Genomic DNA, 26,555 nt, shown 5'->3' with positions numbered 1-26,555 from the left:
AGAATCGATGTGCCGTCGCTCACGGTTGACGAAAAAAAGGCCGTTCTACATTACGTGATATAAACACGGGATTCCACTTCTACGGGATTAGCGGTTATAGTGGCATAATCAGGCGCAGGCATGGAGCCTAAAGCCAACACCCTACGGAAACAAAAGACAACGGGAGATGTTCATGACCTGGGAATATGCGCTAATTGGGTTAGTCGTCGGTATCATTATTGGTGCTGTAGCCATGCGTTTTGGTAATCGTAAATTACGCCAACAGCAGGCATTACAGTACGAACTGGAAAAGAACAAAGCTGAACTGGAAGAGTACCGCGAAGAGCTGGTGAGTCATTTTGCCCGCAGCGCTGAGCTACTGGATAACATGGCTGACGATTATCGTCAGATCTATCAGCATATGGCGAAAAGCTCCAGCAGCCTGCTGCCGGGCATGTCAGCGGAAAACAACCCATTTCGCAATCGTCTGGCTGAGTCTGAAGCGGGTAACGATCAGGCGCCGGTTCAGATGCCGCGTGACTATTCCGAAGGGGCTTCCGGCCTGCTGCGTAGTGGCGCAAAGCGCGACTAACTGCACATCGTTAAGAAATTTATGGGGCGCAGCAATTGCGCCCTCCGCTTCTCTTCCCGTCCCAGCTATTATTTAGTCGTTAGCCTCATTGTGACCAAACCGAAAATTCAATAACATCAAACTGTTTTGAATCATCTTCCGTTTACTCAAGGTACGAGAGCAGGATCCATGAAAAAACAAACCCAGCTGTTGAGTGCATTAGCGTTAAGTGTCGGGTTAACTCTCTCGGCGCCATTCCAGGCCATTGCGTCGATTCCCGGCCAGGTACCCGGTCAGGCAGCGCTCCCCAGCCTCGCCCCCATGCTGGAAAAAGTGTTACCCGCCGTGGTTAGCGTGAGAGTCGAAGGCACCGCCGTTCAAGGGCAAAAAGTCCCGGAAGAGTTCAAAAAATTTTTTGGCGATGAACTGCCCGACCAGCCCTCGCAGCCATTTGAGGGACTGGGCTCAGGCGTCATCATTGACGCAGCCAAAGGCTATGTTCTGACCAACAACCACGTTATTAATCAGGCACAGAAAATTAGCGTTCAGCTGAACGATGGGCGCGAGTTCGATGCCAAACTCATCGGTAGCGACGATCAGAGCGATATCGCCCTGCTGCAGATACAGCATCCCAGCAACCTGACACAAATCGCTATCGCTGATTCCGACAAACTGCGCGTGGGTGATTTTGCTGTCGCCGTCGGCAACCCGTTCGGGTTGGGACAAACGGCAACCTCAGGGATCGTCTCCGCATTGGGTCGCAGTGGTCTGAACCTGGAAGGTCTGGAAAACTTTATTCAGACCGATGCGTCGATTAACCGCGGTAACTCCGGCGGTGCGTTGCTCAACCTGAATGGTGAGCTGATTGGTATCAATACCGCCATTCTGGCGCCTGGCGGCGGCAGCATTGGGATCGGTTTTGCTATCCCCAGCAACATGGCACGTACGCTGGCGCAGCAGTTAATGCAGTTTGGCGAAATCAAACGCGGTCTGTTAGGTATTAAAGGTACTGAAATGACCGCTGACATCGCTAAAGCATTCAAACTGGATGTACAACGTGGCGCGTTTGTCAGCGAAGTTCTGCCGAACTCTGGTTCCGCCAAAGCGGGCGTGAAATCCGGTGACGTTATTACCAGTCTTAACGGCAAACCGCTCAGTAGTTTTGCCGAACTGCGTTCGCGTATTGCGACAACCGAACCGGGGACCAAAGTCAAACTGGGCCTGCTGCGTAACGGTAAACCACTGGAAGTTGAAGTGACGCTGGATACCAGTACATCATCTTCCGCCAGTGCGGAAATGATTGCACCGGCGTTGCAAGGGGCCACGCTCAGCGACGGGCAGCTAAAAGACGGTGCCAAAGGCATTCGAATTGATAACGTTGAGAAAAGTAGCCCAGCCGCACAGGCCGGCCTGCATAAAGATGACGTCATCATCGCCGTTAACCGCGATCGGGTGAACTCGATTGCCGAAATGCGCAAAGTGCTGGAAACAAAACCGTCAATCATTGCTCTGCAGGTCGTTCGTGGAAACGAGAGTATTTACCTGCTTTTGCGTTAACCAGGACAACCGGACATCAGCCCCCCGTGTGATGTCCGGTAAACTCGTGATATGCTGCTGCCGTTCCCTTTTTTAATGACGCCGCCATCATGTTTGTGAAGCTTTTACGTTCGGTCGCGATTGGTTTAATCGTCGGCGCCATTCTGCTGGCCGCGATGCCCTCTCTGCGAAAAATTAATACGCTTACCGCACCACAGTTCGACAGCACAGATGAAACTCCTGCCAGTTATAACCCGGCAGTTCGCCGTGCTGCGCCTGCCGTGGTCAACGTGTACAACCGCAGTATGAACAGCACGACGCATAACCAGCTTGAGATCCGCACGCTCGGTTCAGGCGTTATCATGGATCAGCGCGGCTATATCATCACCAACAAGCACGTCATTAATGATGCCGACCAAATCATCGTTGCATTGCAGGATGGACGTGTCTTTGAAGCGCTGCTTGTGGGCTCCGATACCTTAACCGACCTTGCCGTGCTGAAAATCAACGCAGCAGGCGGCCTGCCGACGATCCCGATTAATAACAAACGTGTACCGCATATTGGCGATGTCGTACTTGCCATCGGTAACCCGTACAACCTTGGGCAAACCATCACTCAGGGGATCATCAGCGCCACGGGTCGTATTGGCCTGAACCCAACGGGCCGACAAAACTTCCTGCAGACGGATGCCTCCATTAACCACGGTAACTCCGGCGGTGCGCTGGTTAACTCGCTGGGTGAGTTGATGGGGATTAACACACTGTCGTTTGATAAGAGCAATGATGGTGAAACGCCGGAAGGGATTGGTTTTGCCATTCCGTTTCAACTGGCGACGAAAATCATGGATAAGCTGATTCGCGACGGGCGCGTTATTCGTGGCTACATCGGCATCAGCGGGCGTGAAATTGCACCGCTGCACGCACAAGGTAGCGGCATGGATCAAATTCAGGGGATTGTCGTGAACGAGGTGGCCCCGGATGGTCCGGCGGCCCAGGCCGGAATTCAGGTCAACGACCTCATCATTTCGGTAAATAATAAACCGGCAGTATCAGCACTGGAGACCATGGATCAGGTCGCTGAGATTCGCCCCGGTTCGGTTATCTCAGTGGTTGTGATGCGCGATGATAAGCAATTGACGCTGCAGGTAACGATTCAGGAATACCCTGCCACCAATTAACGCTACGTCTACCTCTCACTTGCCATAAAAAAACCGGAGCACAATATATGCTCCGGTTTCTATCAGGCGATATCATAGGGAGTTAGCATGTAATGCCTGATGGCGCTACGCTTATCAGGCCTACAAATACACGCTGGCCTCTCCTGGCGTTACTTAACGAACTCTTCGCCCAGCGTGATATCTTTCTTCAGCGTGTCCAGCATGCCTTCCAGCGAGCTTTGTTCGAACGCGCTCAGTTTACCGATGGACTGACGTTCTTCTACGCCATTTTTGCCCAGCAGCAGCGGCTGAGAGAAGAAGCGAGCATATTGGCCGTCGCCTTCAACGTAAGCACATTCCACCACACCTTTTTCGCCGCTCAGCGCACGAACCAGTGACAGACCGAAACGTGCTGCAGCCTGACCCATAGACAGGGTTGCAGACCCGCCACCGGCTTTTGCTTCCACAACTTCAGTACCCGCGTTCTGGATACGTTTGGTCAGATCAGCCGCTTCTTGTTCAGTGAAGCTAACGCCAGGGATTTGTGACAGCAGCGGCAGAATGGTCACGCCAGAGTGGCCGCCAATAACCGGGACTTCAACGTCGCCAGGCTGTTTGCCTTTCAGTTCCGCCACAAAGGTGTTGGAGCGGATGATGTCCAGCGTAGTCACGCCAAACAGTTTGTTCTTATCGTATACGCCTGCTTTTTTCAGCACTTCAGCAGCGATAGCAACGGTCGTGTTCACTGGGTTAGTGATGATACCGATACACGCTTTCGGACAGGTTGTCGCAACCTGCTGCACCAGATTCTTCACGATGCCAGCGTTCACGTTAAACAGGTCAGAACGGTCCATACCTGGTTTACGTGCAACACCCGCAGAAATCAGCACCACGTCAGCACCTTCCAGTGCAGGGGTCGCATCTTCACCGCTGAAGCCTTTGATTTTCACAGCAGTAGGGATATGGCTCAAATCAACGGCCACACCAGGGGTTACTGGAGCGATGTCGTACAGGGAGAGTTCTGAACCTGAAGGCAGTTGGGTTTTTAACAGTAATGCTAGCGCCTGACCGATACCACCAGCAGCGCCGAGGACTGCAACTTTCATCCTAAACTCCTTATTATATTGATAAGCAAAATGTCTATTGCTCCGCGGCGGCGACCTTAATTCACAAATCCAACGAATTCAATAACCACGCTTCAAGAATGCGTAGTCACGCAAATTTGGCTTTTATGCATTTAACTTACGTAAAATAAAACCTAAGTTACGTAATTCAAAACCACTCGCACAGTAGAGCAACTTTCCAACAGGTGCTGACAATATACCCTACAGCCCTCTCAAAACAACATCAATTTGATAACATTTAATTTACTTTTAATCTTATTTGCGAGCCGTGACACAGGCATGTTTCTTGATAACGAAATTTGATAAAATCCCGCTCTTTCATAACATTATTTCAGCCTTGAACGAGGCAGACCGTTTGCATAAAAATTCATCTGTATGCACAATAATGTTGTTTCTACCGCCATATTACGGGTGACTTATGCGAAGCTCGGCTAAACAAGAAGAATTAGTTAAGGCGTTTAAAGCGCTACTTAAAGAAGAAAAATTCAGCTCTCAGGGCGAAATCGTCCTCGCGTTGCAGGATCAGGGCTTTGATAATATCAACCAGTCCAAGGTTTCACGCATGCTGACCAAGTTTGGTGCCGTGCGTACCCGCAATGCGAAAATGGAAATGGTGTACTGTCTGCCTGCAGAGCTGGGAGTCCCGACAACATCAAGCCCGTTGAAAAATCTGGTGCTGGATATCGACTACAACGATGCCGTTGTCGTTATTCATACCAGCCCAGGCGCTGCGCAGTTGATTGCCCGCCTGCTGGATTCACTGGGTAAAGCAGAAGGTATTCTCGGTACGATTGCGGGTGACGATACCATCTTCACCACACCGGCCAAAGGCTTTACGGTAAAAGACCTGTACGAAGCCATTCTGGAACTGTTTGAACAAGAGCTGTAATCCCCTTCCCCGTCACGCCCTGTGGCGGGGGAAAAATCTCTTTTTTCTGCTCCCCTCCTCGGCTTTCCACTGCCGGACATTTAACAAATAGTGCGTTTCACCACCAAAACACATTCATACAGTGAATGTCACTCATCAAAAACGCACAATTTGCAAAATTGTGTATCCACATGAATTTATTGATTTTATTTTAGATAATAAGCTCTAACCTGTATTTTTAATTCTATATGGTTATAAAAAATACTTTTTTTAACACCTGATTGCCCATGAAACAATTAGCGTGGTATTAATTTATCGCGTGATTAGTGTATACTTGATTTTGTGATGAGGGTCACGAAACGAAGACCCCTTATAAAAGAATTCGACGAGGTAAATATCATGAAAATCAAAACCACTGTTGCAACGTTAAGCCTTCTCTCCGTTCTCTCTTTCGGTGCAAGCGCCGCTGTTAATCAGGTGAACTCGCAAGAAGCACAGAATCTGCAATCCATGGGTACTATCTCTGTATCTCAGATCGGTAGCTCGCCAATGGATATGCGTCAGGCAATCGCCGCTAAAGCAGAAAAAGCGGGCGCCAGCAGCTATCGTGTCACTGAACTCCGTGAAGGTGCTCACTGGCATGCAACCGCAGAATTGTACAAATAAACCCTCGTCGTCTAGTCCGACGACTTGCCCCCGCCTGCCGGGGGCTTTTTTATGCCTGTTTTGAGTGGCGAACGTTAAAGCGTAACTGTCCTTCGAGCTCTTCTTCTGCTTCATCGAACAGTAAAATCAGCGCGCCATATCGCCTGCGTAACTTATCCGGTAAATGGACAAATTCGATTTCCAGAGGTAACGGCAAGATTTCCCCAACCACAACCTCCCACAAAGAATCTAAATCAACCACCTTTTCCCGGGCCAGACCGAATGTACGCGCAAACTCACGATAGAAATCACTCTGATTTTCAATCTCGTCAAAATCAAACGTATAGATATTCATCTATAGCCACCACCCCGACGCCAGTTACTCTACAGACCACCGATATGCAGGGTCTTCCTCAACCTGTTTCCCCTGTATCCCGCCGGCAAAATTTTATGTTCCTGCGGTCCAGACATCGTTTATCACCCCAGCTAAATGCTCGTCTTAAGTATAGCCCTGCCTCGGTATGCGTAATGTGTCAGGAATGAACTGTTCATCATTTAGACAAAGAGAGATTCATCACATTTTTATGCAAGATTATGACTACGTTTCAGAAACAGTATGAAACACGTTGACCATAACTTTCTGAAAAATAATAGATCCAATATTTATCTGATCTTTTCAATATGAAAACCATATCAATAACCGCATTTATCATATTGGATTTGTAATTGAAGCCTCCACAAAATGCCTGCAACTGAATAGTCTCTGGAGTCGATATGTCCATGTCTGTTGTCAACGATACCCCGTATGAAGCGGCTGAAATTCTGCGTGCAGCAAAACCCAATTTTCATCCACGTATCGCTCTGATACTTGGGTCAGGTCTGGGGGCACTTGCCGATCGCATGGAAAATAAAACCACGCTTTCATATCAACAATTACCCGGGTTCCCGGTCAGCACCGTAATCGGCCATGCCGGGGAAGTGGTGATGGGGACGCTTTATGGTATCGACCTCATCTGCATGAAGGGACGTGGGCATTTTTATGAAGGGCTGGGAATGGGCATCATGACCCATGCCGTGCGTACCTTTAAACTGTTGGGCTGCGAATTTTTATTCTGTACCAACGCCGCGGGTTCGCTGAACGTAGATATTCCGGCAGGGAGTCTGGTCGCCCTCAACGATCACATCAACACCATGCCATCTACCCCCCTTGTCGGGCCGAACGATGAACGCTTTGGTCCTCGCTTCTTTAGCCTCGCTAACGCATACGATCGCGAACTACGCCAGCAGCTTCACGGTGCCGCAGAACAGTTGGGTATCACGCTTCATGAAGGGGTTTTTGTCTCTTATCCTGGCCCTAATTTTGAGACGGCTGCGGAGATTCGCATGATGCAGCGTATGGGCGGCGATGTCGTCGGTATGTCGGTGGTACCGGAAGTGATAGCCGCACGCCACTGTGGCCTGAAAGTACTGGCCGTTTCAGCCATCACGAATATGGCTGAAGGCCTCAGTGATGTCGAGCTTTCCCATGAACAAACGCTGAAATGCGCTGCCATGGTGACCGAAGATTTTATTCGTTTGATCAGCCAGTTCCTCAAACAGTATGCTTGATCGTGGTTCCGTAGACGGACAGGTCGCTCTGCTCCGTCTGGAGAAAAGTTATGCCAGACAATCAGTTTTCTCGCGCAAATCTCAATGCCGTTTCGTACCTGAGCTATTACTTCGTTGGCGCACTGGTGTCGACGCTGGGGATTGTGCTCGGGCCACTTTGTGCCGCTTTTCATAAAGACCCCAGCTTTATCGGGCAGGTCTTTACCCTGATGAACATCGGCATGTTTGTGCCTATTATGCTTGGCGGCATTCTGATGAAAAAATGGGGGCTGAAAAAACCATTAGTTATTGCTGCAACGCTCACCGTGATTATCAGCGCCGTACTTTTTATCCAACCAACCTTAACGCTGTTTAGCGTTGCAGTGGCCGGAATTGGTGCCTGCGGTGGCGTGTTTATGACCATCGGCAGTTATCTGGTGGTTCGTATTAATCCCGATGAAAAGAGCCGCTCTTCCAGCCTGATTTTTACCGATTTCTTTTTCAGCTTTGCCGGAGCAACCCTGTCTTTACTGTTAGCCTGGATGTTTAAACTGGGTGCCAGTTGGATTGCGATGTATGGGATTATGGGCGGTCTGGGCGCGCTGATGTTAGCACTTACCCTGCGTTGTCGCTTCCCATCGACAGAGGCTGCGCAGCCGCAGCAACACGAGAAAACGGAAGAGTCAGAACCCTGGGGGATCTCCGTCTATTTAATCTGTTTTACTCTCTTTGCTTTCCTGCTGGCTGAACCCATTTTTACCATGTGGACACCGGGCTACCTGCAATCGCGTTTTACACTTCAGGCGCAGGATGCCGCGCTGTTCACTACGGTGTATTGGGTGACGAAAGCCATTGGCCTGTTCCTGAATCAGTTCACCGTGAAATGGATGAAACTGCGCACTTTCCTGCTGATCTGCGCCAGCATTGGTCTGGTCTCCATTGCGCTGATTGCCAACAGCAACAGTACCACGCTGATTCTGGTAGCGTGCGGCGTGTTTGGTTTCTTTAACTCCGGTTTATTCTCCGGTCTGATGAGCTATGGTTCACTGCAGGTGAGTCGCAGTTCACCAACCTTGATCTCCGCCTTGTTGACGTGCGGCACTGTGGGCACACTACTGTTTGCCAGCGTATCCTCCATGGTAAGCAGCCACTTTGGTCTGCAGGGGGCGGTGAATACGTCTACTGTCGCCTATTGTGTGTTACTGCTGACGCTGGTTGCCGCTGTCGCCTTCAGCCAGGCCGAGCGTCTCGCCCGCTCGGCATCCACTGCGGTTTGACAAGCTTTGGGGAGGACGGCATGATGCCGTTTCTCTCCCTCTTTTACGCGTAACCAGCATGATTGATCTCCAGGCTAATAGCCGAATTCGTCTTCGAACATTGCGTTATTTTCAGGTTCTCGCTGACGAGCTGCACTTTGGCCGGGCCGCGGCCCGGTTAAACATCTCTCAACCACCGTTGAGTATGCAGATTAAAGAACTGGAAGAGATCCTTGAAACGACGCTATTTGAACGTACCAGCCGTAAAGTGGTTCTCACGCGAGCCGGGCAGGTATTGAAAACGGAAGTCGATCGTATCCTGAGTACCACCGATCAATCCCTCAATTATGTGCGACAGATTGGCCGCAGCGAACATCAACATTTCAATATTGGAATAGTCGGTAGCGCACTGTGGGGGACGCTGCTTACGCGTCTAAAGGACTTTAAGAAGCAACAGCCGTACGTAAACTGGAGCTTGCAGGAGCTTTCCCAACATCAGCAAATTGAAGCCTTGCATGCCCGGACGATTGATATTGCGATTAGCCGGAACGTACTGCCCCAATCCGAGACGAATACCCGTAGCCAGTTGATTTCCCGCGAAGCGGTTGCTCTCGCCGTACCTGAACACGATCCTCTCTGCCAACACCAAAGCGTCTCACTGGCGATGCTCGCTGAACGCCCCATCATTTCGCTTTCATTTAATCAAAGCACTTTCGCCCGTCAGGTACATGACCGCTGTGTTGAGGTAGGATTTTATCCTCTGATTACCCACCAGGTTAACGAACCGCAAACCGCGCTGGCGCTGGTTAGCGCAGGGATGGGTCTCTCTTTGCTGCCAGAAACCTGCGGATTGATCCACTGGCCAGGCGTTCGTTTCTTACCGTTGAATGACCCTATTCCAGCCGATCTTTATGCCTACTGGTACGACGAACCGCTTTCCACATTAATGAACGCGTTTATCATGACATTACAGGGGCGGTAAAACTGAAACCGGAAGAGATATCCTCTTCCGGCTAGATGATTTATGAATTGCTGGTCAGCGCATGCTGGTATTTGTGCAACATTCCCGTGAGTCGTTTCACTGGTTCCGTTACCTGAGCCGGGGCTTCCCAGAGCGTTAATTTTTCCTGGTAGATATCAAGCTCCTCCAGCAACTGACTAAAGTAGCGTCGGCGTTTGTCATCATTGACTGCAGAAATAACATGATCGGCGGTACGGCGAAGCTGGCGATGAAACGCCGATAAATCGTCGTTTACCGGTACAGGCGCATCACGTAAACGCTGGTGAGCAATAATCATCGTCAGTGCCAGGCGGAACTTTGCCAGATCGCCGGGGAATTTGTTCATCAGTAAAAACAGCTGCTGATACAGCGCCGGAAGGTGATTTTCTTTACGGCGCACAGCATTGGTGGTCATTGCAGAGACCGCTGCCGACACAAACTGGTTAAGCAACACACGACCGGTTCTGTCACGCGAGTTATCCCGCACCAGCAGAATCACGATAAACGCCAATACACAGCCGACAATCTGCCCCAGTGCACTGTCGAGGAACTGACTAAAGTGGAACGTCATCGGGTTATCAAGCACGATGATATTAATGGTGCTCGCCAGCGCCCCCATTGAGCCCAGACGCCGCTTCTGCACCTCGATACCCAGAAAGAATCCCAGCACTGCCAGACTCAGGCACAGCAACAACATGCTTTGCTGGGTATTGGGGATAATCACCAGAAAATAGAGCGCCCCCAACGGTAATGCTGCCAGCGTGCCATAGATAAAGTCGATGGCCACCATGCGGGGGTTAGGCAAACGCATAGCCAGCGAGGTGACGACCGCTATCATGACCATCGCACCGCTACCTGATGTCCAGCCGGTCCACAACCAGAATAAAGTTCCCAGCACACAGGACAGCGTAGTACGCCAGAAGTTGACCATCGCATGGTGACGTTCAGCGGATTCCACCTTCACCACCGGCTCGCCCTGCAGGATCTCTTCTTCTATTGCACTGATTTTGGTATTGCTGACCACGCCGCGTTTCAGCAGCAGGTAGCGCGTCGCCGCGCCGGCCCAGCTATAGATCGTCACTGGCGTATCACGCTCACCGGTCCAGACAATCACACGGCGCATCCGCTTCAGTTGTTTATGGACATCCTGCACCGTTTCGACCGGCGTATCAAACAACTCGCGGAAGGTATCGGTAATCAGTTCTGGTCGCGTATTCTGGATAAGATAGGTTTCACAGGACTGAGTAATCAGCGTCAGTGACAGCGTGTTCAACGCTTTGAGTCTACGATTGGCGCGTACCCAGCGTGAGGATTCCATGTTCAGGTTGCTGCGCATACCTTCCAGCGCTGCCGTACGACGAACTAAAGCGCCCCAGGCCTTGTCCACCTCTTCGCTATCACCATGCTTTATACACAATTGCATAAGCTGATATTGCGCTACCAGAAGACTGTCTAACTCGACATCTATCTCCTGTTTCACTGAACGGGGCGAAAAGAGCAGATCGGCGATGATAGCGCAGACAATCCCCATCACAATCTCGCTGCAGCGTTCGAGCGCAAATTGTGGCGTCAGCAGAGGCTCCGCCTGAATGGTAATGACGATAATCAGCGCCGTGTAACCCGAAAGCCCCCAGGCATAGGAGTTTTCGATCTTTACCAGTGAAGAGATCCAGGTACAAAAACCGGCCCAGATACAGCACACCAGGATCATCAATAGCGGCGCACGGATCATACTGATAATAATAATCAGCGCGGCAATACAACCAATAAATGTCCCGACAATACGCAGCATACCGCGGTAGCGGATAGCGCCAGAATAAGGTTCTCCACCGGCGGCAAAGGCTGGACCTGCCGCCACAATTGCAGCGGTCAGGACCGCCCAGCGAGGGGTCTCAAGCTGGAAATGAAAGCCAACAAATAACGCCAGTACAATGGCGCATGCCAGCTTTACCGCAAAGCGGATATGCTGATTGGCAATGGAGAAAATGCCCATCACAATTAACCAAACTCGCGCAGGCGGTGCGCCATTTTACGGAAGAACGACTCCTGGCTGGCATCGCGATCCTGCTTACCGGTAATCACGACGGTAGCCGTAGTACCGGCCGGCCACATCATTCCCTGTTGATCGTCAAGACGAATACGCACCGGCACGCGCTGCGCCAGACGTACCCATTCAAGATTGGAATCAATGGTTGCCATACCTTTCGCATCCCGCGTGCTGCTGGCATTTGTCACGCCTGCCGCCACGCTATCGACGGTGCCTTTCAACACATTATTACTGCCAAGCGGGGTAATCTCAGCGCGATACCCAGGGCGTACGCCTTCCAGCTTGGTCTCTTCCATATAGGCCAGTACATAGAATGAGTGCTGTTTTACCAGAGCTACCGCTGTCGATCCGCGGGTAATAAATTCACCGGTATAGACGTTCAGGTTAGTCACCCAGCCATCTGCCGGCGCGCGAATAACGGTTCGTTCGAGATCTAATGTTGCCAGATCGCGGGTCGCCTGAGCTTTCGCCAACTGGTGTAATACGGTTTGCAGTACGTTGTTTGATTGGTCAATCTCTTCACGAGACATAGCCTGCACGCCCAGTCGGTTACGACGACCGGCTTCCTGGCGTTTTTCCTGTGCCAGCACCTGATAATAAGCGACGTCCGCTTCAGCCTGTTCGAGGGCTTTTTTATAGCGTGGCTGATCGATAGTGAACAGGACCTGATCCTTTTTCACCAGTTGGTTATCATGGACGTTAACATTGGTGATCAGACCCGCGACATCCGGTGCAATGGCGACGACATCAGCGCTAAAACGTGCATCACGCGTCCACGGTGACTCGGTGTAATAGACCCATGCGCGGAAAATAGCGATAAAGGCCAGCATGACCAGTACGAGAGTGATAGCCGTACGGGAGAGTTTTTTTGTTAGTGTTTTCACTTCAACCTCAAACGAACAGGCGCGATATTAAATAGAACAGGCAGCAATACAGCGCGGTGTTAAACAGAGCCGGATGCCAGACAAAATCATAGATGCCAGTCGGAACTAACACCCGGCGCACCAGCCAGAAAATCGCCAGTGACAAAAGCAATTCGAAAAAAATCGGTGGGAAGGACAGACCAAACACCACGATAACGGGAAACAGACTCATGTTGACCTTGGTAGCTTAAGAGAGTGCAGGCGATCGATTATTTAGCGTATGTCACCGCAGAGAAGGGCAAGGATGAGCCAGGCGAGAGCGACATAGCTGTTATTTGAATAATAATATATTAGCGTAACTGTTATGCTGTTATCTATATTATGTGATCTAAATCACTTTTAAGCCAGAGTGAACAATGGAACGATTAAAACGAATGTCGGTGTTCGCCAAAGTTGTCGAACTGGGCTCTTTCACCGCCGCCGCAAGACAGTTGCAAATGAGCGTTTCATCGATAAGCCAGACGGTATCCAAACTGGAAGATGAGTTGCAGGTTAAGCTGCTAAACCGCAGCACGCGCAGCATTGGGCTTACCGAGGCGGGTAAAATTTATTATCAGGGTTGCCGTCGAATGCTGCACGAAGCGCAGGATGTTCACGAGCAACTGTATGCGTTTAACAACACGCCTATCGGCACGCTGCGCATTGGTTGTTCTTCAACCATGGCACAAAATGTCCTCGCCGGATTGACCGCAAAAATGCTCAAAGAGTATCCTGGGCTGACGGTAAATCTGGTGACGGGAATACCGGCACCCGACCTGATTGCCGACGGTCTGGACGTGGTTATCCGCGTGGGCGCCCTGCAGGACTCCAGCCTTTTTTCGCGTCGTCTGGGGGCTATGCCGATGGTGGTTTGCGCGGCAAAAAGTTATCTCGCCCAGTTTGGTATCCCGGAGAAACCCGCCGATCTCAGCAATCATTCGTGGTTGGAATACAGTGTTCGCCCGGATAATGAGTTCGAATTAATTGCCCCGGAGGGGATTTCTACCCGTCTGATCCCAGAGGGACGCTTTGTGACCAACGATCCGATGACGCTGGTGCACTGGCTGGCGGCAGGCGCGGGCATTGCCTATGTGCCGCTGATGTGGGTGATCAACGAGATCAACCGCGGCGAAGTGGAGATCCTGCTCCCCCGCTACCAGTCAGATCCACGTCCGGTGTATGCGTTGTATACTGAAAAGGATAAGCTGCCGCTCAAAGTGCAGGTGGTGATTAACTATCTGACCGATTATTTTGTCGATGTGGCACAACTGTTTCAGGGAATGTACGGCCGGGGAAAAGAGAAGTAAAAAGAGTCCAGGCCGGATAAGGCGTTGGCGCCACATCCGGCAAGATGCCCGATAGCACGGGTGCTTATCGGGCTTACATCATGATGTTACGCGGTACCACCTACGGTAAGGCTATCGACCTTCAGCGTCGGCTGGCCCACGCCAACCGGCAGACTCTGTCCTTCTTTACCGCAAACACCCACTCCGTTATCCAGTTTCAGGTCGTTGCCCACCATCGAAATCTGCTGCATCGCTTCAATACCGGAGCCAATCAGCGTCGCGCCTTTCACCGGTTTGGTCACTTTACCGTTTTCAATCAGATACGCTTCGGAGGTAGAGAACACGAATTTTCCGGAAGTGATATCCACCTGGCCGCCGCCAAAGTTAGGCGCATAAATACCGTATTCGACAGACTCGATGATTTCCTGCGGCGTGGATTTCCCCGGCAGCATGTAGGTGTTGGTCATACGCGGCATCGGCAGGTGCGCGTAAGATTCACGGCGACCGTTACCCGTTGGCGCCACACCCATCAGGCGCGCATTCAGTTTGTCCTGCATGTAGCCTTTCAGAATACCGTTTTCGATCAGCACGTTGTACTGACCCGGCGTTCCTTCGTCATCAATGGCGACCGAACCACGACGATCCGCCATCGTGCCATCATCAACGACGGTGCACAGTTCTGACGCCACCAGCTCACCCATGTGACCGCTGAATACCGAGGTGCCACGGCGGTTAAAGTCACCTTCCAGACCATGACCGACCGCTTCATGCAGCAGAACGCCAGGCCAGCCTGCGCCGAGTACCACCGGCAGCGTTCCCGCTGGCGCTGCTACCGCCGAGAGATTGACCAGCGCCATACGTACGGCTTCTTTCGCCCACGCGTCGGCACGAACGTCACCATCAAGATCGCCAAGGAAGTAGTCATAACCGAAGCGACCACCGCCACCGCTGGCACCACGCTCGCGTTTGCCGTCTTCTTCTACCTGCACGCTGACGGACAGTCGTACCAGGGGACGAACATCTGCCGCCAGTGTTCCATCTGTCGCCGCAACCAGAATCAATTCATACACACCGGTCAGGCTCGCCGTCACTTCCTGCACACGCTTGTCGGCGGCACGCGCAACGCGGTCAACACGACGCAGAATATCCAGTTTCTCTTCCCGGCTCATGCTCTGTAATGGATCAACCGAGGTGTAGAGTGCCTGATGCTCTACCGCACCCAGCGTTTTTACTTTGCCATCGCCGCTATCACGCACGATAGTACGCGCGGCATGAGCGCTTTGCTCCAGCGCCAGCAGGCTTATCTGGTCTGCGTAGGCAAACCCGGTTTTTTCGCCGCTGATGGCACGCACGCCAACGCCCTGATCAATATTGTAAGAACCATCTTTAATGATGCGGTCTTCTAAAACCCAGGATTCGTGGTAGCTCGACTGAAAATACAGATCGCCGTAATCAAGACGGCGTTCGGCCAGTTGGCCCAGGATGGCGAACAGATCCTGATGTTTCAGGCCATTCGCCGCTAGCAATTGTTCACTTACCAGGTTCAGACTCATCGTTTTGCTACTCATTAGTTACTGTTGTAGGCCTGATAAGACGCGCCAGCGTCGCCATCAGGCGCTTCAATGCCCGGATGGCGGCGTAAACGCCTTATCCGGCCTACGGACTGCGGTAGAAGTTCTCTGTTGAGATTGGGGCAATTACTCGCCCCCGTCAAATCATTGCTGGCTTTCTTTGCGCGGCTGGCGCAGAACTTCGTTAATCTGTGGCTTATCGACCGGACCTGTGATGCGATAGCGCAGAATTGAAACTTTGCTCCACAGCGGCCCCAGAACTTTACTGGCGGCAAATACCGCCGCGCCGACAATCGGGTTGACGGCAAACGCCGCGGCCACCCCGACGGTGGCAGAAATTTCTGGTGCGACGACGGCTTCCATATCCAGTTCGCGACGCACCAGATTCACCGAACCTTTCATGGCGATATCCGCTTCCAGGCCATCCACCAGCGTATCATCAGTGTGCATCACACCATCTTTGATCCACGCCGTACTGCGGATAGAGTCAAAGTAAAAACCTTCACTGAACGTATCGCTAAAATCAAAACGCAGTTTACGCAATAGCGCATCAAAGCTCAGCAGACGTAACAGTTGTCCCGCATGTCCGGTGCTAAGTTCAGTCAATTCACCTTTGCCTAAACGGGTGCGCAAAATGCCATTCAGTGAAGCTTCATCCGGGTCCCAGGGCGGATTACGCCAGTGCAGATCGTACTCGACGTTAAAGGAAGAGTTACGAATCGGGGTAGATACGCCAAAGAAACCCGCGGCTGCATCAATCTTGTTGCCATTCAGCTTTCCTTTCAGTGACGTACGCTCCTTGCCCGGCACATTGACCCATTCGCCATCGGCGGTCAGTCGGGCAAACCCGGTATCCAGTAGACCGTTGCTCAACGTTAATGTGTCACCTTTTATCGCGACATCGGCATCAATGCGCCCATATTTTTGCCCCCACATCCAGCACTCTTCGCAGCGTATCTGCGCATCCGGCCAGCCACGGAAGCTGACGTTATTGATGGCAGAAAACGGCGAGGCCGGCGTTGTATTGGGCGATGACGTTGCCGCACTCGGGTTGTAATACAGGTATTTGATATTGGCAAGCCACGGAGCATTATTGCGCATAGCCAATGTGGCGTTAATCTCACGGCCCTGCGCCCGTACGCTGGTACCATTAAGTCCGGGTTCAGACACAATGCTCAGGTTATTCCACTGCTGGCCGCCCAATGATAAAGAAGGCGTGCGCACCGCAATACGCTGCGGGAAGTTCGCATTACTTCCGACGTTATCCGCCGCGCCTTTCTGGAACAATGCCAGCCATTGCGCACCGTCCATGGGCGGAAGATTAAGTTCGATGCCCTGCTGGTCAGGAAGCGCTGGCACGGTACGGCTTTCCGAAGTCCAGATAGCGCGATCAAGCGTCAGTTTCTGATTCAGCAACCAGCGGCTGTTAAAGTGGTTCTTGCTTCCGGCGTTACCGGTCAGATCGAAGCTGCGCAGGTTACCCTCTGCCTTCACATTAACTGGCAGAGACTCTCCGGCTACTTTGTTTAACGGAGCAGGTAAGTGACTGCTTACATTCTTCAGGTCGCCTTTCAGCTCAATGTTGTAGGTCGCTCCGGCATGATATGGCAGGTCAATGCCAACCTTACCGTTCCACGCCATACTGCCTCTTAAGGCATCATTCACCTGTGCGGGGAGTATCCCCATGCGGGTTGGCTGCCAGTCGCCGTTCAGATTCACAGCAACCTGGTAAGCTTTTGTACCCTCGGTAGTGGAAAAGTCGACATTCAGAGGCTGATTAAACCAGTTCGCCGTCATCGGCTCACTCTTGAGATCGCCGTTGATAAAGCTAAATTTACCGTTCAAATTCTTCAGCGTGCTGTCGAGCGGCTTGATAAACAGACTGTTATTTCGCAGATTCACATCGCCTTTGGCCGTAACCAGCGAACCATCTAACGGGATATCAAGATGTAAGCGAGCACTCACATCGCCGTCAATTTGCAGCTGTTCCAGCGTGGCACCCAGCGACTCTTTCAGCGGTGTTTCGTCGAAATAAGGCCCAACCGCTTTGCCCGGTCCGTTGATGTCGGCATCAATCAGCAGTTTTTCTTTTGCGTAGTCAGGGATATTTGCCGTCAGGTTAGTGGCTTTTACCCCCCCCAGATTGACGCTATCCGTCTTCATCCACAGGCCATCGTTAATGAAGTTCAGTTCAATATTGAGGTCAGTCAGCGCGGGCCAGTCCGGCTGGAAGGCAAATTTTGCATTACGCAGCGGCACCAGCACCTGGAACTGACCTTCGTTATGCAAATACGGGAACAGATGTGGGTTACCGCCATAAACCAGCGTGGCGTTATCCGCCTCACCGCCCTGAATTGCCCCACTGAGGTAATCAACCAGCTCTTTTCCCATCAGGTTTTCCGGGAAATAGCGCCAGGCCTGGGAGCCATCGTGAGTGCTAATCCCCGCCAGAATCCCCAGCCACGGCTCATCACCTGCTGGTTGCAGATAACGAAAACCGCCACGCGCATGTACCGCTTTCGCTTTAACGTCAATATTGCGTCCGTCTAGCTGAAAGCCATTTTCATTCTTCAGCCAACTGAGCGTGGCCACGCCATCTTCTATCTCCAGCGGGGCACGAAAGACGGTTTCATACGGCATTTTTGCCTGCTTCATGGAGGCCATTAATGCGCCATTTTCCACGCTGCCAGACAATGTACCGGAGAAATGTTCTGCTCCCGGCAGCAGCTTCCACTGTTTCCAGGCCAGATCGGTCCACGAGGACTGGAAACGGGTTTTTTCGGTCGCCTGTAACGGGATATCCAACGCCAGCACATTGATCTTGCCGCTCGGTTGCGTGGCCCGCCAGATATCTCCCAATGCCGGAGATAACTTAGCGGCCATCGGGCGTAGCCCCTCTAACCCGGCTAACTCCAGGTTACTGGCGCGAATACGTAATTCGTCGCTGCGCTTATTATTGGCGCCCCCCACTTCCTGCTCGGGGAACCAGGCCAGCGTTAATGCCCCGCTCGGCCAGGGTTTGTCATCCATCGTGATGCGCGTATCCGGGATAGCGAACAACCAACCGGAGTGCTCACGGCTGATATGCGCAGTCAGGTTATCGACGGACAACGTGTGGATGTTGTTCTCCCCCTTCCAGCTTGCGCCGCCCTTTTTCAACCAGACATCGCCGCCAGAGACTTCGCCTTTGTTGAGCGTCATCCAGCCTTCCAGGCTAAAGCGTGCGGTTTGCAGCGCAACATTGTCCTGCATCCATTTCCCCAACCACGGCTTAACGTCGATGTCGTCAGCCTGCAGCCAGACTCGACCATTATTCAGCAGTCCGTCATCATCACGCAGATCCATACGCACCTGCATAACACCGTGCTGGCCGGTCAGGCTGGAGAGACTGACCTGGCCTTCAGCACGATGCCGGTTTTTACCGTTCAACCAGGTTAACTGAGGGATCGCCAGTTCTGCACGCTGGCCTGACAGGGTCAAAAAACTGACCTGGCTGTCGCGTAGATCGAAATGATCAAACTGGCGCAGGAATAGATCGCTGACATGGCTGGTTTCAATTCCGTCGCCGCTATCGCCGCGTTGGATCGGTGTATTGGTGCGCAGCTGCAGTTGCCAGAAGGTGAGATCGCGAAACTGCCAGCGCATGTGCAGCAAGCTTTGCCAGACATCCAGCGCCAGCGTGACACGCTTTACCGAGAATTCGCCACCGTCTTTCAGCTGGGCATGGATATCACGCGCTTCAAGCGTAGGGCCAAAATTTTGCCAGCTGGCAGAAAGCTGGCTGGCGGAAACAGGCATACCGGTGGCAGATTCAATCTTACCCAGAATGGTCGGACGCCAGCTATCGAGATGTGGTAGAGCAAGGCGCAGCCCACTGACCAGCAGCGCTGCGATGACAACGAATGCGGCTCCAGTGAGCAGTAAAATCCCCGGCAATCGCCTCACGCGCCTCTCCTTGTCTGCCAAAAAATGTGACTCACACCCCTTGAGTGAATATTGCCGGATGGCGGCGCTTGTGCCTTATCCGGCCTACATGCGCGGGTGCCACTACACGATTTACATCATTACCACGTCAAACTGCTCCTGGTTATAGAGCGGTTCGACTTGTACTTTGACCTGTTTGCCGACAAAGATTTCCACTTCCGCCAGCGCATGCGACTCTTCCCCTTTCAGGGTTTCAGCCACTGCCGGAGATGCGTACACCAGGAAACGATCGGAGTCGTAAGCATGGTGCACGCGGACGATTTCACGCATGATTTCATAGCAGACGGTTTCGACCGTTTTCACCGTGCCACGTCCGTGGCAGGTTGGGCACTCGTTACACAGCACATGCTCCACGCTTTCACGCGTGCGCTTACGCGTCATCTCCACCAGGCCCAGCTGTGAAAAACCGTTAATGCTGGTTTTTACGCGATCCTTACTCAGCGCCTGTTCCAGAGAGTGCAGCACCCGGCGGCGGTGATCTTCATTATTCATGTCGATAAAATCGATAATGATTATGCCGCCCAGATTACGCAGACGCAGCTGACGTGCGATGGCCTGCGTTGCTTCAATATTAGTATTAAAGATAGTGTCATCGAGATTACGATGCCCGACAAATGCACCCGTGTTGATATCTACGGTGGTCATGGCTTCAGTTTGATCGATAATCAAATAACCACCGGATTTCAGCTCAACCTTGCGCTCCAGCGCACGTTGGATTTCATTCTCAACGTCGAAGAGATCGAAAATCGGTTGGCGTCCACTATAGTGTTCCAGCTTGCTGGTCATCTCCGGGATATATTCCGCAGTAAATTCCAACAATGCTTCATAAGTCAGACGGGAATCGACGCGAATTCGGTCTAACTGAGCATCGGCAAAATCACGCAGAACGCGCTGTGCCAGCGCCAATTCACCATACATCTGGTAGCGCGTTTGTGGGCGCTTCTTACGCTCCATGACCTTCGTCCAGACGCGCTTAAGGTAAGCGGCATCAGAGGCAAGGTCTTCTTCACATACGCCTTCAGCCGCCGTGCGAATGATGAATCCGCCCTGCTCGTCGCAGTAATCCGCCACCACCTTTTTCAGGCGTTCGCGTTCGGTTTCGCTCTCGATTCGCTGAGAAACCCCCACGTGCGAGGCGCCAGGCATAAAGACAAGATAACGAGAAGGAAGCGTGATATCCGTCGTCAGGCGTGCGCCCTTCGTGCCCAGAGGATCTTTCACCACCTGTACCATCAGGTCTTGCCCCTGACGCACCAGTTCGGAGATATCGCGCACAGTGAACTGTTTTTGTTCTTCACCCGCTACGCATTCGGTATGCGGCATGATGTCTGATGCGTGAAGAAATGCGGCTTTATCCAGCCCAATATCTACAAAAGCCGCCTGCATACCCGGAAGTACACGACTTACACGACCTTTGTAGATATTGCCTACGATTCCGCGTCGCGCCTCACGTTCAATATGAATTTCCTGCAGAATACCGCCATCAATGTACGCCACCCGCGTTTCCGATGGCGTTACGTTTACCAACAATTCAGCCGTCATGTTTATCCCTTTTCTCACGCAGTGCGTTAAAATTGCTCAGCAACTCATACGTTTCTACCAGCGGTAAGCCGACTACGGCGTGATAGCTGCCATTGATCTTCCTGACAAAACAGCCACCCAACCCTTGAATACCGTATGCACCTGCTTTATCCATAGGCTCACCGCTGGCAACATAGCCGGCGATGTCCTCATCTGTTAGTGCTCTGAATGTCACTTCCGTCACCACCAGACAGTCCAGGCTGTGCTGGCGATCGGCTAATGCGACAGCCGTCATGACCTGATGCGTTTTGCCTGACAGTTTGTGCAGCATCGCGGCTGCATGGTCGGCATCATGTGGTTTTTCCAGCACTTCGCCATTAAGGATAACAATGGTATCCGCCCCCAGCACAGGTAAATCGCGCTCAGCCAGTGCTACACCCGCTTGCGCTTTTTCACGCGCCAGACGAACAACATACTGCTGGGCGCTTTCCTGCGGGTGCCGCTGTTCCTCAATTCCAGGAACCAGTCGTTCAAATGTTACGCCAAGCTGGGCCAACAGTTCCTGACGACGTGGGGAACCTGAAGCAAGATACAGAGTATTCATATCAACCTTATTGCACCGCAAACTGCTGGCGGACTTTACGCATCAGTAAGAATAGCCATGGCCAAAGCACACCATTGACTACACTACTCCAGAACACTTCAGGTCTGAAAGAGACGTTGATCACTAAAAACTCGGCCCAGAAAACAATAATATCCACGACCAGTGATAACAACATAACTACCAGCGCCTGCTGCCAGAGGGCGAGGTTACGGAAGAGCTGAAATTTCAGGGCGACCAGATAAGCAATGATACTCATCGACAATGCCCGTACACCAAGCGTAGAGCCGCTAATGAGATCCAGTATGGCACCCACGACAAATCCTGTGCCCACATTTACGCGATGCGGCAGCGCCAGGATCCAGTACAGCAGAATGAGCAACACCCAGTTTGGCCGGAAAACGAGGATCTCGTCCGGCCAGGGCATGACTTGCAGCAGAAATGCAATAAGGAACGAGAGCCAAATGACCCAACGTCCCTGGTGACGGATGCTTGCCACTTACTGCCCCCCCGGCTTACGCGGAGCAGGTTGTGACGGCGTGGTTGTTGCAGGAACCGGCGTGACACCTGTCGCCGGAGCAGGAACTGGCGCAGGCGGCCCCATGGCATCCGGTGCCGGCAGGACTTGCGGCATCATTTGCATCAGACGTTCATTAGCAACACGGTGCACTTCTTCTGGCGTCATCGGGTTAGCGCCATTGCGATCGGCTCCCCACAGCAGCAGCAGATAACGTAAACGCTGTAAACCCGCCGTCGGACGCGCCTGAATCACGGTGTATGCGCGCTGGGTATCCAGCTTCACAGAGGAAACGACACCGACTGGATAGCCTTCAGGGAAACGCCCACCCAGACCGGAGGTAACCAGCACATCGCCAACGCGAATGTCAGTATTAGCCGGCAGGTGTTCGAGCTGCAGATCGTCCGTGCAGCCGTTACCGGCAGCAATCACGCGGATATCGTTACGCAATACCTGGATTGGCAATGCATGCGTCGCGTCACAAATCAGCAGTACGCGGCTGGTCAGTTTTGCCACCGCAACGACCTGGCCCACAACGCCTTTGTCGCTGATGACCGGCTGCCCCTCATAAACGCCGTTAACACTCCCTTTGTCGATCACAACCTGATCGCTGTAAGGATCGTTAACCGTTGAGATGACCTGCGTCACCATTTTTTGTTCGTCCTGGCGCAGCGGCGATCCCAGCAGCTCACGCAAACGCGCGTTCTCCTGTTTATATTGCCCCAGCATCAGCAGTTCACTGTTTTTCAGCAGCAGTTCCTGACGCAACGCCCGGTTTTCAAGTTCGAGTTGGTCACGAGAAGCCAGCGTTTGCGACACGCCGTCGAGTAATTCACGGGGACCATTAGAGATAAAGTAGAAAGGACTGACGGCGGTATCCATGTACGTTCGGATTTGACTAAACGTACCCAGGCGGCTGTCGGCAATAATAACGCCGAGCGCCACCAGCACCGCCAGAATAAGGCGAATCTGTAGCGACGGGCCACGGCTAAAAATTGGCTTCATAGTCTATGCGTATTCTCGCATCAGAGCGGAAGAGCAACCTATGGCTACCCTTCCTGCATCCGATTACTCTTCGCTGAACAAGTCGCCGCCGTGCATATCGATCATTTCCAGTGCTTTACCGCCACCGCGAGCCACACAGGTCAGCGGATCTTCGGCAACAACAACTGGAATACCGGTCTCTTCCATTAACAGACGGTCAAGGTTACGCAGCAGCGCACCGCCGCCGGTCAGGACCATACCGCGTTCTGAGATGTCAGACGCCAGTTCTGGCGGGCACTGTTCCAGTGCAACCATCACCGCGCTTACGATACCGGTCAGGGGTTCCTGCAGCGCTTCCAGGATCTCGTTAGAGTTCAGGGTAAAGCCACGTGGAACACCTTCTGCCAGGTTACGACCGCGAACTTCGATCTCGCGTACTTCGTCACCAGGATAAGCAGAGCCGATTTCGTGCTTAATACGTTCAGCGGTAGCTTCACCGATCAGAGAGCCGTAGTTACGGCGAACATAATTAATGATGGCTTCGTCGAAGCGGTCACCACCAATACGTACAGAGGAGGAGTAAACTACGCCGTTCAGAGAGATAACGGCGACTTCAGTGGTACCACCACCGATATCGACAACCATTGAGCCGGTTGCTTCAGAAACTGGCAGGCCCGCACCGATCGCTGCCGCCATCGGCTCTTCGATCAGGAACACTTCACGTGCACCTGCACCCTGAGCGGATTCACGGATGGCACGGCGTTCAACCTGAGTTGCTCCAACCGGTACACACACCAGTACACGCGGGCTTGGGCGCATAAAGCTGTTGCTGTGCACTTGTTTGATAAAGTGCTGGAGCATTTTTTCAGTCACGAAGAAGTCAGCGATAACGCCATCTTTCATTGGGCGAATCGCAGCGATATTGCCCGGCGTACGACCCAGCATCTGCTTCGCATCATGACCTACTGCAGCCACGCTTTTCGGCGAACCGGCACGATCCTGACGAATGGCCACAACGGAAGGCTCATTCAATACGATGCCTTGTCCTTTTACATAAATAAGGGTATTCGCGGTACCCAGGTCAATGGACAGGTCATTGGAAAACATGCCACGAAATTTTTTCAACATACTAAGGGATAATCCTGAAAGCTGGGGCGGAAAACAAAATCCGCTTACTTTACCAACCACACGCAGCAGCGACAAGGCGCAAAAATCATCTGCTACGGTGAAAATTAGTGCAGTTCGTTTCCTTTGTTACAAAACCGGCCTGAGTCCATCAGGGCTGAAAAACTCAGCAGCAGTCCTCGCTTTTGTTTGCAACCTGTCAAAGGTCATTCACCTGCATGTTTGCTGTTACAACCTGGCGAGCAGACAAGCACACCCCCAGAAGGCACAGCGCGCGTTATTCTACGTGAAAACAAATTAAACGGCAGGTTAAACCGAGTATCTTTGCGAATATTTTTTCACGTTTGTGTCAAGTGGCTGTGATGCGGCAAAAAAATCACCCTGCCCACCCGCGACTCCACGTTCTGTCAGGGTATGCCACTCGCTGCGCGAACGAACGCCCGTGGCATAAACCTGTGTTGGCGTTCCGGTACACGTCTCTACCAGGCTCTGAACCAGCAACTGATTTTCCGTTCGCTTATCAATGTTTCTCACCAGACTGGGATGAAGCTTCAACAATTCGACATTCAGCTCTTTGATCCAGCTGGTACTCACCAACGTTAAACCGGCCTGCGTAACGGCGATACGTACGCCAAGCGCATCCATCAATCGGATAACCGGTTGTAACCGGCTGATGTGTTGACAAACATCTGCCTCAGCAAGTTCAATAATTATGCGTTTACGTAGCGATTTTTCGCACTGCATCAGCGTATCTCGCAGCCAACGCTGAAAACGTGGGCGAATGAGCGATTCAACCGTCGTCTGCATCGCCAGATTTTCCTGCGGCCAGTAACCCAACAGCAGGATGAGACGGCTTAACTGCAGACGGTCATACTCTTCCGCCAGACCAAACTGCAGCACCATCGGCATATATTCCGCCGAGATGACCTCTTCATTGCCATCGAAAATACGGCACATAAGCTCGCGATGGTGCACCCGCCCTTCACGCGTTACGGCAGGTTTTTGATAAATTCGCGGTCCGCCCCGACTGAGCATCTGCTCAATCAGCGTTCGCCAGCGCACATTGCCCCGGCCTTTTTCCGGCAGAGAGTCGTCATACACCGACCAACTGTTCCCGCCTTGTAATACTGAATTCCGGGTGGCCGCTTCGGCGTGATCCATAACTTGTTCAGTCGACTGACCGCTGCGACAGACACAAATGCCGATATGAACCATATCGGCACGATCGATCATTTTGTTAGCCGGAAGTGCATCCACCGCCTTTAAGAGTTGCCCGGCAATGCTTTCCGCTTCTTTTAACGTGCGGTGTGGCAGCAGGATGGCAAAATCGCTTCGGTGGTAACGCGCTAACAGTGCGCCCGGATAGCGCATCATAAAGGTAGACAACAAATTGATAAGCGTTGAGATTTGTTCTTCCGCCTGGGTAATGCCCCAGCTCTCGCGTAGCAGCGTAAAGTCCGGCAGACGAACCATCATCACCACACCATGCGAGCCGACTTTTTCCTGATCTTCCAGCAGCGTCGCCAGTTGGTTATCAAAGAACAAGCGGTTGCTCAGCCCCGTTTTTGTATCCTGCGCGACATAGGAGCGAATTAGCGTATCCAGCCTGCTGCGCTGCTCACGAGCATTTTGAATTTCGGTCAGTAGCATGTCGAGCGCACTACTGGTACGCGCTGGCCACTCATAGACCGTTCCCCGCACGTTTGGCCCGCGTTCACCGTTGAGGATCCGCGTTGAACGAATCTCCAGTAATTCCTGTCCGGAAAGTTGACGCTGAAGCCAGCGCACCGACAAAAACAGCATCAGGATGATAAAGCCTATCGATAGCGTGAGCGGTGCCGTGGTCATCAACGAATGGAAATAGTTGCCCATCGGATCCTGGTAAACCATGCGCAGCGACATCCCCGGATGCTTGATCAATGGCACGGTGAGATCGCGATAAAGGTTATTTGTCCCCGCCGGTCGGTAGCTGCTGGTTCGGGAATGGCTATAAACAACGCTGTCACCCTGAAGCAATTCAATACGGACGATATCAACCGAAATCATCAATTCATCAATTTGCGGCGTTAAGGACACGACATCCCGGGTGACCAGATGGGTATCGATCGCCGTCGCGACGGCATGGACGCGGGTGGTGAACTTATATTGAATAGCGTTATAGAAACTCAGCGAGCAGCCTATCAGCGTCACGAAAATCGTTAACCCGGTAAGCAGCGTGACAAAGGCTGAAAATTTCGTCGTTAATCGCATCCTTGTGTTAACTCCGACAGTGATGAATCCGGTGTGAAAGTGAA

23 protein-coding genes are annotated in these 26,555 nt (G+C 52.3%); 10 read left to right on the top strand and 13 right to left on the bottom strand.

The window, feature by feature from the left end; genetic code table 11:
• The first annotated feature begins 172 nt into the window (after window positions 1-172).
• From zapG to degS, 3 genes are all read left to right on the top strand, one after another.
• Window positions 173-571 (top strand): Z-ring associated protein ZapG, encoded by a 399-nt coding sequence (gene zapG / locus HV261_RS04960; protein WP_005121352.1) that lies wholly within the window; start codon window positions 173-175, stop codon window positions 569-571.
• A 168-nt stretch (window positions 572-739) separates the two neighbouring features.
• Complete coding sequence (gene degQ, locus HV261_RS04955; protein ID WP_202037619.1) at window positions 740-2,107, top strand: serine endoprotease DegQ; 1,368 nt, start codon at window positions 740-742, stop codon at window positions 2,105-2,107.
• Between the two features lie 89 nt (window positions 2,108-2,196).
• Window positions 2,197-3,264: an outer membrane-stress sensor serine endopeptidase DegS gene (gene degS / locus HV261_RS04950; RefSeq protein ID WP_005121354.1), complete on the top strand. Its 1,068-nt coding sequence runs from the start codon at window positions 2,197-2,199 to the stop codon at window positions 3,262-3,264.
• A gap of 149 nt (window positions 3,265-3,413) precedes the next feature.
• On the opposite strand, the gene mdh is transcribed toward degS, so the two are convergent.
• Window positions 3,414-4,349: a malate dehydrogenase gene (mdh, locus tag HV261_RS04945; protein ID WP_040234161.1), complete on the bottom strand. Its 936-nt coding sequence runs from the start codon at window positions 4,347-4,349 to the stop codon at window positions 3,414-3,416.
• Between the two features lie 436 nt (window positions 4,350-4,785).
• Between mdh and argR the strand changes: the two genes are divergently transcribed.
• Both argR and yhcN read left to right on the top strand, forming a co-directional pair.
• On the top strand, window positions 4,786-5,256 hold the full coding sequence (argR, locus tag HV261_RS04940) for a transcriptional regulator ArgR (RefSeq protein WP_003025162.1): 471 nt from the start codon (window positions 4,786-4,788) through the stop codon (window positions 5,254-5,256).
• Between the two features lie 378 nt (window positions 5,257-5,634).
• Window positions 5,635-5,901 (top strand): peroxide/acid stress response protein YhcN, encoded by a 267-nt coding sequence (gene yhcN / locus HV261_RS04935; RefSeq protein ID WP_005121357.1) that lies wholly within the window; start codon window positions 5,635-5,637, stop codon window positions 5,899-5,901.
• A 49-nt stretch (window positions 5,902-5,950) separates the two neighbouring features.
• Here the strand turns inward: yhcN and HV261_RS04930 are convergent, their stop codons facing one another.
• A complete protein-coding gene (locus HV261_RS04930) occupies window positions 5,951-6,235 on the bottom strand; it encodes a barstar family protein (protein ID WP_005121358.1) in 285 nt (94 codons plus the stop codon).
• A 419-nt stretch (window positions 6,236-6,654) separates the two neighbouring features.
• Between HV261_RS04930 and xapA the strand changes: the two genes are divergently transcribed.
• From xapA to HV261_RS04915, 3 genes are read left to right on the top strand one after another with little or no spacing between them, the layout of a single operon-like run.
• On the top strand, window positions 6,655-7,488 hold the full coding sequence (gene xapA / locus HV261_RS04925; protein WP_137382453.1) for a xanthosine phosphorylase: 834 nt from the start codon (window positions 6,655-6,657) through the stop codon (window positions 7,486-7,488).
• 50 nt (window positions 7,489-7,538) lie between these two features.
• Window positions 7,539-8,744, top strand: coding sequence for an MFS transporter TsgA (gene tsgA, locus HV261_RS04920; protein WP_202037618.1), 1,206 nt, complete (start codon window positions 7,539-7,541; stop codon window positions 8,742-8,744).
• A gap of 58 nt (window positions 8,745-8,802) precedes the next feature.
• The gene (locus HV261_RS04915) at window positions 8,803-9,705 is read left to right on the top strand and encodes a LysR family transcriptional regulator (RefSeq protein WP_202037617.1); all 903 of its coding nucleotides are present in this window, start codon (window positions 8,803-8,805) and stop codon (window positions 9,703-9,705) included.
• A 40-nt stretch (window positions 9,706-9,745) separates the two neighbouring features.
• On the opposite strand, the gene aaeB is transcribed toward HV261_RS04915, so the two are convergent.
• The 3 genes from aaeB to aaeX are packed head-to-tail and all read right to left on the bottom strand — an operon-like array spanning window position 9,746 to window position 12,865.
• Window positions 9,746-11,716 (bottom strand): p-hydroxybenzoic acid efflux pump subunit AaeB, encoded by a 1,971-nt coding sequence (gene aaeB / locus HV261_RS04910; protein WP_202037616.1) that lies wholly within the window; start codon window positions 11,714-11,716, stop codon window positions 9,746-9,748.
• A gap of 5 nt (window positions 11,717-11,721) precedes the next feature.
• On the bottom strand, window positions 11,722-12,654 hold the full coding sequence (gene aaeA, locus HV261_RS04905; RefSeq protein WP_202037615.1) for a p-hydroxybenzoic acid efflux pump subunit AaeA: 933 nt from the start codon (window positions 12,652-12,654) through the stop codon (window positions 11,722-11,724).
• Window positions 12,655-12,661: 7 nt separating this feature from the next.
• Window positions 12,662-12,865 carry a p-hydroxybenzoic acid efflux pump operon protein AaeX gene (gene aaeX, locus HV261_RS04900; protein ID WP_000051841.1) on the bottom strand — a complete coding sequence of 68 codons (204 nt, stop codon included), beginning with the start codon at window positions 12,863-12,865 and terminating at the stop codon, window positions 12,662-12,664.
• Window positions 12,866-13,049: 184 nt separating this feature from the next.
• On the opposite strand from aaeX, the gene aaeR reads away from it, so the two are divergent.
• Entirely contained in the window at window positions 13,050-13,979 is a 930-nt protein-coding gene (aaeR, locus tag HV261_RS04895) for an HTH-type transcriptional activator AaeR (RefSeq protein WP_202037614.1), read from the top strand.
• Between the two features lie 86 nt (window positions 13,980-14,065).
• Here aaeR and tldD read toward each other — a convergent pair whose 3' ends face one another.
• The 7 genes from tldD to mreB form a co-directional block, all read right to left on the bottom strand.
• Window positions 14,066-15,511 (bottom strand): metalloprotease TldD, encoded by a 1,446-nt coding sequence (gene tldD / locus HV261_RS04890; protein ID WP_202037613.1) that lies wholly within the window; start codon window positions 15,509-15,511, stop codon window positions 14,066-14,068.
• Between the two features lie 162 nt (window positions 15,512-15,673).
• Window positions 15,674-19,474, bottom strand: a complete 3,801-nt coding sequence (yhdP, locus tag HV261_RS04885) for an AsmA2 domain-containing protein YhdP (protein WP_202037612.1) — start codon at window positions 19,472-19,474, stop codon at window positions 15,674-15,676.
• Window positions 19,475-19,585: 111 nt separating this feature from the next.
• Window positions 19,586-21,055: a ribonuclease G gene (gene rng, locus HV261_RS04880; RefSeq protein WP_003828822.1), complete on the bottom strand. Its 1,470-nt coding sequence runs from the start codon at window positions 21,053-21,055 to the stop codon at window positions 19,586-19,588.
• Window positions 21,045-21,638, bottom strand: coding sequence for a Maf family protein (locus tag HV261_RS04875; RefSeq protein WP_137382459.1), 594 nt, complete (start codon window positions 21,636-21,638; stop codon window positions 21,045-21,047). The genes rng and HV261_RS04875 overlap by 11 nt, the downstream gene beginning before the upstream one ends.
• Window positions 21,639-21,645: 7 nt before the next feature.
• The gene (mreD, locus tag HV261_RS04870; RefSeq protein ID WP_137382460.1) at window positions 21,646-22,134 is read right to left on the bottom strand and encodes a rod shape-determining protein MreD; all 489 of its coding nucleotides are present in this window, start codon (window positions 22,132-22,134) and stop codon (window positions 21,646-21,648) included.
• Window positions 22,135-23,157, bottom strand: a complete 1,023-nt coding sequence (gene mreC / locus HV261_RS04865) for a rod shape-determining protein MreC (RefSeq protein ID WP_040234170.1) — start codon at window positions 23,155-23,157, stop codon at window positions 22,135-22,137.
• Between the two features lie 63 nt (window positions 23,158-23,220).
• Window positions 23,221-24,264 carry a rod shape-determining protein MreB gene (gene mreB / locus HV261_RS04860; RefSeq protein WP_000913396.1) on the bottom strand — a complete coding sequence of 348 codons (1,044 nt, stop codon included), beginning with the start codon at window positions 24,262-24,264 and terminating at the stop codon, window positions 23,221-23,223.
• Here mreB and HV261_RS04855 point away from each other — a divergent pair.
• Window positions 24,242-24,562, top strand: coding sequence for a hypothetical protein (locus tag HV261_RS04855; RefSeq protein ID WP_172742030.1), 321 nt, complete (start codon window positions 24,242-24,244; stop codon window positions 24,560-24,562). The genes mreB and HV261_RS04855 overlap by 23 nt on opposite strands.
• An 8-nt stretch (window positions 24,563-24,570) precedes the next feature.
• Here the strand turns inward: HV261_RS04855 and csrD are convergent, their stop codons facing one another.
• Window positions 24,571-26,511 carry an RNase E specificity factor CsrD gene (gene csrD, locus HV261_RS04850; RefSeq protein ID WP_202037611.1) on the bottom strand — a complete coding sequence of 647 codons (1,941 nt, stop codon included), beginning with the start codon at window positions 26,509-26,511 and terminating at the stop codon, window positions 24,571-24,573.
• Between the last annotated feature and the right edge of the window lie 44 nt (window positions 26,512-26,555).

The organism is Citrobacter sp. RHBSTW-00671, assembly GCF_014103415.1.
Classification (GTDB): Bacteria; Pseudomonadota; Gammaproteobacteria; order Enterobacterales; family Enterobacteriaceae; genus Citrobacter.
The sequence above is the reverse complement of the archived record's forward strand: the minus strand, read 5'-3'. Positions and strand labels throughout refer to the sequence as shown.

Coding starts and splice junctions, on each gene's coding strand:
- tsgA (WP_202037618.1), top strand. CDS start 7,539: ATGCCAGACAATCAGTTTTCTCGCGCAAATCTCAATGCCGTTTCGTAC.
- csrD (WP_202037611.1), bottom strand. CDS start 26,511: ATGCGATTAACGACGAAATTTTCAGCCTTTGTCACGCTGCTTACCGGG.
- zapG (WP_005121352.1), top strand. CDS start 173: ATGACCTGGGAATATGCGCTAATTGGGTTAGTCGTCGGTATCATTATT.
- HV261_RS04930 (WP_005121358.1), bottom strand. CDS start 6,235: ATGAATATCTATACGTTTGATTTTGACGAGATTGAAAATCAGAGTGAT.
- HV261_RS04915 (WP_202037617.1), top strand. CDS start 8,803: ATGATTGATCTCCAGGCTAATAGCCGAATTCGTCTTCGAACATTGCGT.
- mdh (WP_040234161.1), bottom strand. CDS start 4,349: ATGAAAGTTGCAGTCCTCGGCGCTGCTGGTGGTATCGGTCAGGCGCTA.
- xapA (WP_137382453.1), top strand. CDS start 6,655: ATGTCCATGTCTGTTGTCAACGATACCCCGTATGAAGCGGCTGAAATT.
- aaeB (WP_202037616.1), bottom strand. CDS start 11,716: ATGGGCATTTTCTCCATTGCCAATCAGCATATCCGCTTTGCGGTAAAG.
- argR (WP_003025162.1), top strand. CDS start 4,786: ATGCGAAGCTCGGCTAAACAAGAAGAATTAGTTAAGGCGTTTAAAGCG.
- HV261_RS04855 (WP_172742030.1), top strand. CDS start 24,242: ATGCCACGAAATTTTTTCAACATACTAAGGGATAATCCTGAAAGCTGG.
- aaeX (WP_000051841.1), bottom strand. CDS start 12,865: ATGAGTCTGTTTCCCGTTATCGTGGTGTTTGGTCTGTCCTTCCCACCG.
- degS (WP_005121354.1), top strand. CDS start 2,197: ATGTTTGTGAAGCTTTTACGTTCGGTCGCGATTGGTTTAATCGTCGGC.
- mreB (WP_000913396.1), bottom strand. CDS start 24,264: ATGTTGAAAAAATTTCGTGGCATGTTTTCCAATGACCTGTCCATTGAC.
- tldD (WP_202037613.1), bottom strand. CDS start 15,511: ATGAGTCTGAACCTGGTAAGTGAACAATTGCTAGCGGCGAATGGCCTG.
- mreC (WP_040234170.1), bottom strand. CDS start 23,157: ATGAAGCCAATTTTTAGCCGTGGCCCGTCGCTACAGATTCGCCTTATT.
- HV261_RS04875 (WP_137382459.1), bottom strand. CDS start 21,638: ATGAATACTCTGTATCTTGCTTCAGGTTCCCCACGTCGTCAGGAACTG.
- aaeR (WP_202037614.1), top strand. CDS start 13,050: ATGGAACGATTAAAACGAATGTCGGTGTTCGCCAAAGTTGTCGAACTG.
- degQ (WP_202037619.1), top strand. CDS start 740: ATGAAAAAACAAACCCAGCTGTTGAGTGCATTAGCGTTAAGTGTCGGG.
- yhcN (WP_005121357.1), top strand. CDS start 5,635: ATGAAAATCAAAACCACTGTTGCAACGTTAAGCCTTCTCTCCGTTCTC.
- rng (WP_003828822.1), bottom strand. CDS start 21,055: ATGACGGCTGAATTGTTGGTAAACGTAACGCCATCGGAAACGCGGGTG.